9 protein-coding genes and 1 pseudogene are annotated in these 13,085 nt (G+C 41.0%); 8 read left to right on the plus strand and 2 right to left on the minus strand.

From position 1 onward, the window contains the following. Positions 1-111 precede the first annotated feature (111 nt). Positions 112-786, plus strand: a pseudogene (locus DTW91_RS12305) (RteC domain-containing protein); the annotation flags it as partial. 8 nt (positions 787-794) lie between these two features. On the opposite strand, the gene DTW91_RS12310 reads toward DTW91_RS12305, so the two are convergent. Together DTW91_RS12310 and DTW91_RS12315 are read right to left on the minus strand one after the other, a co-directional pair. Further along, positions 795-6,239: an N-6 DNA methylase gene (locus tag DTW91_RS12310; protein WP_125203658.1), complete on the minus strand. Its 5,445-nt coding sequence runs from the start codon at positions 6,237-6,239 to the stop codon at positions 795-797. After that, positions 6,226-6,663: a DUF1896 domain-containing protein gene (locus DTW91_RS12315; RefSeq protein ID WP_125203659.1), complete on the minus strand. Its 438-nt coding sequence runs from the start codon at positions 6,661-6,663 to the stop codon at positions 6,226-6,228. Before DTW91_RS12315 ends, DTW91_RS12310 begins: the two co-directional genes overlap by 14 nt. Positions 6,664-6,825: 162 nt before the next feature. Between DTW91_RS12315 and DTW91_RS12320 the strand changes: the two genes are divergently transcribed. The 7 genes from DTW91_RS12320 to DTW91_RS12350 all read left to right on the plus strand — a co-directional run bounded on the left by DTW91_RS12320 (position 6,826) and on the right by DTW91_RS12350 (position 12,997). After that, complete coding sequence (locus tag DTW91_RS12320; protein ID WP_125203660.1) at positions 6,826-7,389, plus strand: helix-turn-helix domain-containing protein; 564 nt, start codon at positions 6,826-6,828, stop codon at positions 7,387-7,389. Positions 7,390-7,473: 84 nt separating this feature from the next. Then, entirely contained in the window at positions 7,474-9,888 is a 2,415-nt protein-coding gene (locus DTW91_RS12325; protein ID WP_125203661.1) for a heavy metal translocating P-type ATPase, read from the plus strand. Between the two features lie 99 nt (positions 9,889-9,987). Continuing rightward, positions 9,988-10,209: a heavy-metal-associated domain-containing protein gene (locus DTW91_RS12330; RefSeq protein WP_002978428.1), complete on the plus strand. Its 222-nt coding sequence runs from the start codon at positions 9,988-9,990 to the stop codon at positions 10,207-10,209. A gap of 242 nt (positions 10,210-10,451) precedes the next feature. Next, entirely contained in the window at positions 10,452-10,634 is a 183-nt protein-coding gene (locus tag DTW91_RS12335; protein WP_013632647.1) for a hypothetical protein, read from the plus strand. A 225-nt stretch (positions 10,635-10,859) separates the two neighbouring features. Continuing rightward, positions 10,860-11,744, plus strand: coding sequence for a DUF3347 domain-containing protein (locus tag DTW91_RS12340; protein WP_125203662.1), 885 nt, complete (start codon positions 10,860-10,862; stop codon positions 11,742-11,744). Between the two features lie 11 nt (positions 11,745-11,755). Then, positions 11,756-12,277: a DUF305 domain-containing protein gene (locus DTW91_RS12345; protein WP_125203663.1), complete on the plus strand. Its 522-nt coding sequence runs from the start codon at positions 11,756-11,758 to the stop codon at positions 12,275-12,277. Positions 12,278-12,430: 153 nt separating this feature from the next. After that, the gene (locus DTW91_RS12350) at positions 12,431-12,997 is read left to right on the plus strand and encodes a DUF3347 domain-containing protein (protein ID WP_228412720.1); all 567 of its coding nucleotides are present in this window, start codon (positions 12,431-12,433) and stop codon (positions 12,995-12,997) included. Positions 12,998-13,085: the final 88 nt, after the last annotated feature.

The following is a 13,085-nucleotide window of genomic DNA, read 5'->3' on the forward strand; positions in this document are numbered from 1 at the left end:
GAATTACCTCCAAAATCACATCTTTTACAATGATTCAATATCTCAATTTCTTTGTTTTCAAAAGAAGTTTGAACAAAATTAAAATGAATTTATTCTAAATGCACAACAGGTATTTTAAAAAGAGGATTTAAGAATGTTGATGAAGAAATTCGCTTTTTTAAATATCAAAAGCCAATTATCGTTTCAAAGTTCATCTATTATAATGCCATCTATAAAATCGAAACGAGAAGACCGTATGGAAATAAGCGTACCAAGAAATATTTTGTCAAAGAACTGAAAAAGCTAAAAAGGTTCTTTGAAAATAACCTTGATTTTTATAAATACTATCGGACAAATAACTCTTTTATTGATGACAAACTATTTGTAAGGGACAAGTACGATATAAAACTAAGTTTAGACACCTACTATTTTGAGGCTGACCATCGCTTTTCCAATTCCCACGATTACAAAGCAGCTAAAATTATTGCCAACGACCTGATACAAGTTTATATCGAAGACCAACTTAATAATAACAATCGAAAAAAGACCTCCCATAATTCTTCTCTTAATTGGACTGGAAGCAAAACTGCATTAACGGAACTAGTTTATGCGCTATATTCCCAAGGTGTATTTGACAATGGAAATGCAGACATTAAAGCAATAGCTAAAACCTTTGAATTTGCTTTTAATATCAATTTAGGTGATTTCTATCATACATATTTGGAATTAAAAAGTCGAAAAATGAACAGAACGAAATTTCTTGATAGCTTACGTGATGCATTAATAAGTAAAATGGAAGAAAAGTAAAGTTAGACTTACAGCATTCCACGAGGTAAATGAACACCTTTTGTCCGTATAATACTTTCCTGAACCTTTGGGGCTTCATTCTGCTTTTCTACCTGCTCCGGAACATCTTGTTTGGTTTCTGGGGTAATAGATAGCTGTATCTTTCTTTCTACGGCAGCCAGTTCCGTTTTAAGCTCACTCAATCGGCTTTCCTTAGACCAAGTACCGTTAGCCACTTCCTGAAGTATAGGCAGGTCTTTTTGTATTTCAGCGATTTTCGCCTGCTCCTGTTTCACAAAGCCCGGCAGTTTTTCCAAAGCCCTCAAAAAATTCATTGCGGCGGTTTCGGGGTCTTTCGCCATTATACCATTGTTGTATGTGTACTTGATATTGCCCTCGCCCTGAATAAAGAAACGGTTGTACTTTTCAACAAGACTGCTGCTGTCTTTCTGTGTCATTTCTGTTTTCACCAGTAAGGTAAAACCATACAATGTACCGACTTCATCATACTGACCTCCGGTGCGGGCTTTGTCTGCAATCTCGTTGAGCTTCTCACCGATTTGTTTTGGATTTGCATTGGATGGCAAGCTATCCAACAGCACAGGATTTTCGATTGTACCGTCCGAACGCTTTTGGAGGCGTTGCTGTAAGTTTTCCCAGTCCGCACTCATTCGGTTCAAACGGGATTGAGTGCTTTGCAACATTTCCGTATAATCCTGCACCTTAAATTTAGCACTGGATTTAGAACGGTTGAATGCCTGCTTTTCGCTTTCCAGTCCGGCAATCTGCTTTTCCAGTTTGGCTTTTTCCAACAGGTCTGTATTTCCTGACAGGATTGCCACATATTCCGAAAAGTTCATTCCCGATTTTTCGTCCATACTTCCCTCGTCAATCGTTCTTTTGGTCAGGTTGTTGGTCTTTAACTGGTCGATGAAAAGCTGCTTATTGTACAGCAGGTTGAACTTGTAGCTATCCAAAGATTTTTCAACGGCATAGATAATAACCGCTACTTTATTATCGGCAAAGAATTTGGCAATCTCATTGCCTTTTCTGATTGCCCGCCCGTCCCTTTGGGCAAGGTCAGACGGTCGCCACGGTGTATCTAAATGATGAACGGCAACAGCTCTTTTCTGTGCGTTTACGCCAGTTCCGAGCATACTTGTAGAACCGAACAGTACACGGATTTTGCCCTCGTTCATTCCGTTGATAAGTTCCTTACGTTGCTTATCATTTTTCGCTTCCTGAATAAACCTTACTTCGTGCGCAGGTATGCCGTGGTCTTCCACGAGTTTGCGTTTTATTTCGGAGTACACGTTCCATTCGCCGGGCTTATAGGTTCCTAAATCCGAGAAAACGAACTGCGTTCCTTTCTGTGCGTTGAACTGGTTGTAATACTTGGCGATATTTACCGCACAATGCGAAGCCTTGTTGTCGGGATGGTCGTCGTATATACCACTTACCATACGCATATCGAGCGACATCTTACGGGCATAGTCCGTCGCAATGAGCATCTTTGCTTTTTCTTCCCTTTGCGATAATGGTTCTCTACCGAGCAAAGTAGCATCGCCCGTTTTGGCAAACTGCATCAGGCTTTGGATAAAGGCATCTTGGTCGGGCGTTGGCGGTATGTTGTACAATACCTCGTTCTTAGTGGGGCGGTCAATACCAATATCCTTAGCCGTTCTGTAATCCGTGATTTCAGAATAGAACTGTGCCAGTTCCGGCACTTTGATAAAGTAGCGGAAACGCTCTTTTGCTACAATATTGTTAGCTACCGAAAATTCATAATCGGTCGTTTTCCGTGCATAGATAGCTGCCCACGCATCAAAGGAATGAATACCCTGTTTTTCCAATGCACGGGGGCGCAGGTATTTAAACAGCAGGTACAATTCCGTTAATGAATTGCTGATGGTTGTACCCGAAAGAAAGGTTGCACCCATATCCGCATTGGTACGCTCCTGAATGGTGCGGATTGCAAACAGCAGGTTCAGTGCCTTTTGGCTGCCGTCCACGTTCCCCAGTCCGGCAACCCGTGTATGACGGGTGTTGAACATCAGGTTTTTGAACTGGTGGCTTTCGTCCACAAACAAATGGTCTATGCCCATCATCTTAAAGTCCACAATATCATCCTTACGGTTTTCAATATCGTGTTGCAGCGTTTTCAGCTTTACTTCAAGATTTTCTTTCCGCTTGATTACCCCGGCGAGCATTCCCCTTGTCACTTCCTTGCCCTGCGATTTCAGGGCATCGAGATTGCGCTCTACGCTGTCCAGTTCTATTTCGAGGATTTCCTTTTGTATTTCGGGCGATTGCGGTATCATTCCGAACTGGTCGTGCGTAAGTATCACGCAATCCCAATCATTATTTTTAATATCCCCGAAAATCCGCAGGCGTTTTTTCGGCGTAAAATCATCAATACCCGGATAAAGGATTTTGGCGTGTGGATAGGCTTTACGGTAGTCTTCGGCAATGGCAGGTATATTTGCTTTCAGCCCGATAATCATCGGCTTATGGGCTAATCCCAAACGCTTCATTTCCTGCGCTGCGGTACACATTATCAGCGTTTTTCCTGCGCCTACTTCGTGGTCGCAGATAGCACCGTTGTTCAGCTTTATCATCCAAACGGTGTCCTTTTGACTTGAATACAGGTCTTCAATGCCTGCTCCCTTGCGGTCTAATCCCGGAAATTCCTGATGGCTTCCGTCATAGTTTGGGCGAACGAAACAATTAAAGGTATCGTTGTACTGGTCGGTCAGCCTGTTTTTAAACTCATCGTTCTGTGCGTGTAGCCAGTCGGTAAAGGCGGTACGGATTTCGTCAATCTTGGTGTTCGCCATTTGTATGGCTTCCATATCCCGTACTTTAACCTCTTGGTCGCCAACCATTACTTTTTTGGTAATATCAGGCGTGGTATTGACAAGGGCGTGTTTAAGCAGGGCAATACCGTCAAACGTGCGGCTTTCCGCTTTGACCGCATATTTTTCCCAAATGTGCATATTGCCCTGATGACACTTTATGGAAAAGTCGTCGGAGCTTTCGGAGTAATGAACCAGTACATCCGCATCGAACAAATGCGAAGCGAAACGGGCATAAATTCCGGTAGGTATCCACCGTTCGCCGAGGTTAAAATCCAGTTCCTCAAATTCGATACGTTTTGGTCGGGCTTCCTCTAAAGCGGTAAGGCTTTCTTTGGCTTCGGTATCATCGGGATAGTTTTCGAGATAGGCTCTTACTTCATCTGCTTTCTCCACCACGTTGCCTGCAATCCAACGTTCGGCTATTTCATATTCCTGTTGTAGCGGATTGTAGAACAACCGCCCGTGCAGGGCTTCTTTCAGGGTATCGGCAGGCAGGCTGCTGATTTCGGACATAAAGTCCAAATCCACATTTCCGTATTTGTTCAGGGATGCAGCTAAAGCCTCTTCGGGATTGTCGGTTGCTAACGTAATGGTAGAAAAGCTAACGGGACGGCTGAAAATATCCGCTTTATGGATTATGCCGCCAATGACACGCTCCAGATAGGGGATTTCTTTACCTGCACTGTCTGTTTTTATCAGCTTGGCATTGTCGGCAGTATTGAGATTGCCGTATTTTTTGGTAAAGGCATCGTACAGCAGGTTCAGGGTTTCCCGTTCTTCCCTGTGTTCGGTCTGTTTTTCAGCTTCTTTTTGGTACAGGTTGATATAACTGTCCCTTACGGCAATATAGGCTTCGGCTCTTGCTTTCTGTGCCGACGGCAATTGCAATGGATGAAAGATTGCTTTTTTGTCTTCCTTTTCTACCTCTTGGAGATAACCCACCCAACCATTATCCACCACAAGACAATCGTTACGGTGGAATGATTGCAGTTCGCCACTATACGGGGCAGGTTCAGGAATAGCATTAATATTAATAGCGGTAATGGCTGTCTTATCAGACTGGCCATTACCGTTTATTTGTGAAAACAGGTCGCCGATAGCTTCCTGTTTTTTGCCGTTTGCTTGGTGGGTTCCATTGGCAGCACCATTAGATTTAAGCGGCGTATAAGGTTGCTGCCTTGCGCTACTGAAAAGGTCGGGCTGACGACTTACTGTGCCTCTTCTTTTTTTAGTGCTTTGCCTTTTGGTTTGCGTGGCTCGTTTAGGCGGAGCAAGAACCATTACAGGTTCACCCGCACTTTCAAACAGGTCAAAAATGCTTAGTTGCTTTAATTCCTGCGGGCTTTCCTGACGGACTACCGGAGTGAGTACAGCTTGCGGTTTTTGCTGAATGATTACAGGCTCAATAACCGGAGGTGTAACCTTTGGTTCAATCGGGATTTGTATAATAGGCTCTTCGTTACGTTCGCCTCTGTATAAATTCAAATTCAGGTGCTTTCCAAAATCTTCGGAAAGCATTTGTTTTAAATCTTTGGCAATCCCCTCAAGACCGTCTTTATGCGTATAGATTAAGGCAGGTTGACCGTATGGGTCGGTATCTAATTTTTGGTCGGTATGGATAATTCTTGCACTATCTTGAAAGAGCGCATTGCCCGGAGTATTGTATTCGGTTGGCTTGCTTTGGCAAAACAGATCTTCCCTGTCGGTCAGATTTTCTTTTGCCGTATTTTTTTGCAGGATAATCAGGTCGCTGCCCACTTCCGTACCTGCATATTCGGTAAACAGATTGTTGGGCAGTCTTACAACCGAAACCAAATTATTATCCTGCATCAACGCCCTGCGTATGGGTTCGTTCTTAGGGCTATTCAGAATGCCCTGCGAAGTGATGTAAGCCAACAAACCACCCTCACGGAGCATATCAGCACCTTTCAGAAAAAAGTAATTGTGTATGCTTCGGGCAGCCTGTTCCTTTGCGCTGTTTCTGCTGCGTGAATAAGAAAGGTCAAATACAGAAGTATCGCCAAAAGGGATATTACTGGCAATTACATCATAGCTGTTTTGTTCCCTTTCGGGAATTTCCTCAAAACCGTTTATACGGATATTACTTTCGGGGTAAAGCTGCTTTAAAATCTTGCCTGTAAGCAAGTCCTTTTCATAAGCGGTAACACTGGCTTTCTGATTTTCCGAAAAGGATTGGATGAATGAACCGATACCTGCGGAGGGTTCGAGGAATTTGTCAAAGTGCAGACCATTATCCCGCAAGGCAGATGAAATGGCATCTATAACCTTTGGCGGGGTATAAAAAGCCGTAAGTACGGAACTTTTCATACTGTCCACATACCTGCGGTATTGCTTATTGTCTGCGGAATTTTCTTTGAGTAGTTGGTGGAGTTCCTGCGTGAGTGGAAAGAGGTCGTGTTCTGTTTTTCTCCAATGATTGATGTCTATTTCGTTTTCAATGGGGTTCAGAACGAATTTAAGACCGCCAAATCCGCTGTATCGCATCATTAGCAGTCTTTCGCCTACGGTGGCTTGCCGTTTCTCCTTTTCCAGTTTAAAAACAATTCGCAGGGCATCAATATTCTGTTGGAGATGGAACCGCTTACTGAAGCCCATTTTCGGCTATCCATATTGAGATGGTTCCGGTCAGCTCGGTATAGAGTACATCAAACTCATACCCATAGGCGAAATCATCAGTTAATTCATATCCTGCGAAAACAGGCTCACAAACGGGAAACATTTTAAGGGCGAACGGTCGCAGTTCCTCGTCTGCCATTATGGTATCAAATTCATTGCATACCACTTTGAAAATCGTGTCAAACTTGGAAAAGTGCAAGCCCTCAAAAAGTATGTAGTTGGCTATTTCATCGCATTGCTCAACGGCGTTTCCTGAACGGAAAGCACCCTCATAAGCATTGGCAGCCCACGAAGACCGTTGGTCTATAAATTTTTGGTCGTGCGCCTTTTCGGGGAAGCTGCTGTTTAATAATTCTTGCAGTCGTAATCTGAAATACGACAGGTCTTTTTGCTGTACATCCATACTTATTTTGTTTAGAATTTTACTTAAATCCTAAAATTATAAGCAGGAGCAAATGCTTCTGATAATGTTGTAGGGTTTGGCTTTGAAAGGCGGGATTTGGCGTAGAATGGTATGATGCCAAAGATTAATTTGTACCTTTGTTAAGGTCGTAAAAAGGTATATATGAGTACACTCTTTATTAAAAATATGGTTTGCAACCGCTGTATTATGGTGGTGCAAAATGAATTGGATAAGTTAGGTCTGAACGTAAAAAAAATCAATCTTGGAGAGGTAGTATTGGATAAAGAGATTACATCCGAAGAAAAAAATAATGTAGATAAGGTTTTAATTCCATTAGGCTTTGAACTTATTGACGATAAAAAAAGCCGCATAATTGAAAAGATAAAAAATATAATTATTGACCTTGTGCATCATCAGGACAACCACGCCAAAACCAATCTTTCGGATGTGCTAAGTAGTCAACTGCACCACGATTATAATTATTTATCCAATCTCTTTTCGGAGGTAGAGGGTACTACCATTGAAAAATACTTTATTGCCCAAAAAGTAGAAAAGGTAAAAGAGCTATTGGTATATGATGAGCTTTCTTTGAGTGAAATTGCCTTTCGTTTAAACTATTCGAGTGTGTCCTACCTAAGCAACCAGTTCAAAAAAGTTACAGGGCTGACACCGAGCTATTTCAAACAGATAAAAGAAGATAAAAGGAAGCCATTGGATAGTTTGTAAATCTTACACATAAATTCCAAAATTTCACAATAGCACCCACCCATATAATAGCCAATTTTGTACTGTTAATTAAATCAGGCAAATATGGCAACGAATAATAAAGAAACTATTTATCTTCCCTTAGAAGATGTAGAAAGCGAACATTGTGCGTTAATCGTTGAAAAAGGATTGGCACAGGTCAAAGGCATCGAAACCCACAAAGTAGAGCTAAACAACCGCAGGGCAGCTATCACGGTAGATAACAGCGCAGCGATAGGCGCAGCGGTAAAAGCAATCAAAGATTTAGGTTACGGCGTTTCTACTGTAAAACATACATTCCCTGTATTGGGAATGACCTGCGCATCCTGTGCAGGCAGTGTAGAAAGTATTGTAAAGCATCAGGAGGGCGTTATAGAAGCATCCGTAAACTTTGCTACGGGAAATCTTACCGTGGAATACCTACTCAATATGACCGATGCCACCAAACTGCAAAAGGCGATACAGTCCATAGGTTACGATTTACTGGTAGAAGAAGAAAATAAGCAGCAGGAAACATTAGAAGCTATCCACGCTGAAAAGTTCCAAAAGCTAAAGACTAAAACCGTATGGGCTATTGCGCTGTCATTGCCTGTTGTATTGATAGCAATGTTCTTTATGGATATGCCCTATGCAACCCCTATAATGTGGCTGTTCTCTACTCCTGTTGTATTGTGGTTAGGCAGGGATTTTTTCATCAATGCCTGGAAGCAGACAAAACATCGTTCAGCCAATATGGATACACTGGTAGCATTGAGTACAGGTATCGCTTATCTGTTCAGCGTATTCAATATGTTGTTTGCAGATTTTTGGCATCAGAGAGGACTACACGCCCACGTATATTTTGAAGCAGCAGCCGTAATTGTCGCATTTATCCTGTTAGGGAAACTATTGGAAGAAAAAGCCAAAGGCAATACCTCTTCAGCCATTAAAAAACTGATGGGCTTACAACCCAAGACCGTTATTGTTATACAAGCGAATGGAACCGAAAAACAAACCGCTATTGAAGAGGTAAACGCAGGCGATGTTATTCTTGTAAAGCCGGGCGAAAAGATTGCGGTGGACGGTATGGTTACTTCGGGCAGTTCCTACGTTGATGAAAGTATGTTGAGTGGCGAGCCTGTACCTGTACAGAAAAAAGAAAACGAAAAAGTATTTGCGGGAACGATTAACCAAAAAGGAAGTTTCCAATTCAAAGCGGTTAAAGTCGGAAGGGAAACAATGCTTGCCCATATCATCAAAATGGTTCAGGATGCGCAAGGCAGTAAAGCACCAGTACAAAAGTTGGTAGATAAGATTGCAGGAATTTTTGTTCCCGTTGTGATAGGGATTGCTATTCTCACATTTATCCTATGGTTTATTTTAGGCGGCAACAATGGCATAGTTCAGGGATTGTTAGCGGCTGTTACGGTATTGGTTATTGCCTGCCCTTGTGCTTTGGGATTGGCTACGCCTACCGCTATAATGGTTGGCGTTGGCAAAGGTGCTGAAAACGGTATTCTGATAAAGGATGCCGAAAGTTTGGAATTAGCCAAAAAAGTTGATGCCATTATTTTAGATAAAACAGGAACGATAACAGAGGGTAGACCAGAGGTAACAGGTATCGAATGGCTAAACAATGATGATGCAACGAAAGATATTTTATTAAGCATCGAAAAGCAATCCGAACACCCATTGGCAGAAGCGGTAGTGAAACATTTAGACGGTGTACAAACCACTACTTTATCACTGTTCGATAGTATTACAGGAAAAGGTGCAAAAGCCAATCACAACAACGAAACCTATTTTGTAGGCAATAAAAAGCTATTGGCAGAAAACAACATTACCATTGCGGAGCAACTGCAAAAGCAAGCGGATGAATGGGGAAAACAATCCAAAACAGTTATTTGGTTTGCCGACAGCAAACAGGCGCTTTCCGTTATCGTCATTTCTGATAAAATCAAAGAAACATCGGTCGAAGCCATCCGGCAAATGCAGGATATGGGCATAGAATTGTATATGCTTACGGGCGATAATGAAGCCACTGCAAAAGCCATTGCAAAGCAAACTGGCATCGGGCATTACAAGGCAGAGGTATTGCCACAGCACAAAGCCTATTTTGTAAAGGAACTTCAAAGCAAAGGCAAAGTAGTGGCAATGGTTGGCGACGGTATTAATGACAGCACAGCTTTGGCAACAGCCGATGTAAGTATTGCAATGGGTAAAGGTTCCGACATTGCAATGGATGTTGCCAAGATGACCATTATTTCATCAGACCTTACCAAAATACCACAGGCAATAAAACTTTCAAAACAGACCGTAGCCACTATTAAGCAAAATCTGTTTTGGGCATTCATCTATAATTTAATCGGCATTCCTATTGCGGCAGGTATCTTATTCCCAATAAATGGCTTCCTGCTGAACCCGATGATTGCAGGTGCAGCAATGGCATTGAGCAGCGTGAGCGTGGTAACTAACAGCCTGCGGTTGAAGTGGAAAAAGTAAAACATTAAATATCACAAATCAAATAAGAAATTCCACAACAATACAGAACGGTATAGTGCTGAAATTTGTGGTATCAAACAACAATCAAAATTTAAGACAATGGAAAATAAAGAATTTCAATTTAAGACGAACATCAATTGTGGCGGTTGTATAGCATCTGTAAAGCCGCATTTGGACAATGCAGAGGGCATCTGCCATTGGGAAGTTGACACCGCCAATAAAGACAAGGTACTTACAATAAAATCAGAGGGTATTACCGAAGACCAGGTAATTGAAACAGTACAAAAAGCAGGCTTTAAAATCGAACCTTTAAACGCTTAATATATTGAATTTATAATGCCCTTTTTAGCAACCTGACCTGATAAAAAGGGCATTATATCTTTAAAAATGGAAAAAAAATGCGGCTTTATTAAACATTTGGTATCAAACACCAAAAAAAGAGGGAAAGCCATCAAAAAAAGATAATCTTATTTGTAACTTTGTAGTGTTGAAAAATTTGGGTAAACATATCAGCTTTGTTCTCTTACTGTGTTTGGGATTTTTCCTTATGCCGAGCATAAGCTATGCCTGCGCCAAAAAAACAACTAAGACGGAACAAAAATCCTGCTCAAAAGAAAAATCTGAAAAATCGCAGCACAAAAACAGTTGCAAGGACAAGTCCTGTAAAAAATGTAAGGATGGTCACGACTGCGGAGGCAATTGCAAACACAGTTCTTGCAGATGCGGTGCTTCAACAACTTCTTTAAGTGTACCTGTTGTAATCGAATTGAAAGCAAAAAATCTGTTTGCAGAAGCAAAAAAGCAAAAATTCGGTTTCAAACAAGCCTATTATTCTTCAGGCTTTTTCTCCATTTGGCTACCGCCTAAAATAAGCTAAATCTGTTGCTTGACAGCCACAGGTATGTCTTGTCGAAAACCCAATCCAGTTTTCGCACCCCTTTTGTATATCTTATTAAATTAAAATTTTCAAAATGAAATCATTATCAAAAATAGTGATGGTAATCGGCGTATTACTATCATCAATAAACAGTTTCGCACAAATCAAAAATGCGAAAACAGAAACCGTAAAAATTTACGGCAATTGCGGTATGTGTAAAGCCACTATCGAAAAAGCAGGCAATGTGAACAAGGTAGCCAGTGTGGAATGGAATAAAGACACTAAAATGGCTACGCTCACTTATGACAGCGATAAGACCAATCAGGACGAAATATTGAAACGTATAGCTTTGGCAGGGTACGACAGCGAAAAATTCTTAGCACCTGATGATGTATATGCAAAATTGCCGGGATGTTGCCAGTACAGCAGAGAATTAAAGCCAGCCGCAAAATCCAATGATGCGGGTATGGATATGAAAAACGAACACGCCAACCATAACCACAACGAAATGGCTGCAACAAATACTGCCGATGCCCAAAATGCACCACAACTGAAAGCTGTGTTCGACAATTATTTTTCCGTGAAAGATGCTTTGGTAAAAACTGATGCAGGTACTTCATCTGCAAAAGCTGCCGAATTGGTAAAAGCCATCAAAGCGGTAGAAATGGCAAAACTTTCTACTGAAGAACATACAGCTTGGATGAAAGTAATGAAAGACCTGACGGCAAATGCCGAACAGATTGCTGCTTCCAAAGATGTTGCCAAACAAAGGGAAACTTTCGCTTTGCTTTCTAAGAATATGTATGAATTGGCTAAGGTATCAAAACAGGAAACACCTGTTTATTATCAGCATTGCCCAATGTACAATAACGGGAAAGGTGCAAATTGGTTAAGCAAGGAAGAAGCCGTTAAAAATCCATATTACGGTTCTCAAATGCTAACCTGTGGCAGTGTACAGGAAACAATTAATAATAAATAAAATATTCTGTTATGGAAAATATAGAAAACAAACTCGATATGCACCACCACGGGGCAAATGACGGGCATAACGGCAAACATTCTTCAGCAATGTACAAACGGTTTGCTATAATGGCTGTTGCAATGTTCGCAGCGATGTATTTCCTTATGTATGCTATGATTGACAGATTGGATAATCTTATCCCGAACATCAATAATTTGTATATGACCCTGCTGATGGTTTCGGCAATGTTGGTCATTGAATTATGGATAATGAAAGGAATGTATCAAAACAAAAAAATCAACTGGGCAATCATTGCATTTTCCCTCGCAATTGGCATCTTCTCTTGGTTTGGCATCAGGGAGCAAATAAATGTGGGCGACAAACAATTTGTAAAAGGAATGATACCGCACCACGCAGCAGCAGTGCTGATGTCGGAAAAAGCAAAATTAACCGACCCCGAACTGATAGAGTTGCAAAAAAACATACTTGAAACACAGGCAAAGGAAATCGAATTTATGAAGCGAAAGCTGAAAGAATTTGAAAACAAGTAAACCACAAAAATTTCTTTAACAACATTAAATAGCATTAAAATGAAAAATATATTTTTCTCCATCATCGCACTGGCTACGGTTGTAGCAATAACCGTTTCCTGCAATTAGTCTTCCAGTAAAAACAGCGACAAAACAGCCAATGATAGTACAGTGGTGTCTGACGCTCAAAATGTGCCATCATCAACACAAAATGATACGGCAACTTCTACTGCTCCAGTTGATACATTAGCTAAAGCTGCAGAAAAATCAGATGTAAAAAAGCAGGCGCAAAACTTCTCTATTGCACCCATAATTACCGATTATCTGTCATTAAAAAACGCCCTTGCTTCAGACAATGACAAAGCTGCTGCCAATGCAGGCAAACAGTTGTTCATTACCTTGAAAAATGTAGATATGAAAACCATACCTGCAAACAAACATAAGGAGTATATGGATATTGCAGAAAATGCAAAAGAAAACGCAGAGCATATTGGCGACAATGCCGGAAAGATAGACCACCAAAGAGAGCATTTAGCATCATTAAGCAAAGATGTTTCCGACCTTATAGCATTGTTCGGAACTACCCAAAAATTGTATCAAGATTATTGCCCGATGTACAATGATGGCAAAGGTGCTATTTGGATTAGTGAAGCAAAGACAATCAAAAATCCTTACTATGGTAGTAAGATGCTTACCTGCGGTTCTGTAAAAAAAGAATCATTAATGTCCGATAAAAATTAAAATTGGACTGTTTTATTTTTTATTTATTTGTAAATCAATTACTTACTTTTTTGTTTTAGCCCATTTTCAAAAACAGGCTTCAAAAAAG

The organism is Chryseobacterium sp. SC28 (assembly GCF_003932955.1).
In the GTDB taxonomy this organism is placed as follows: domain Bacteria; phylum Bacteroidota; class Bacteroidia; order Flavobacteriales; family Weeksellaceae; genus Epilithonimonas.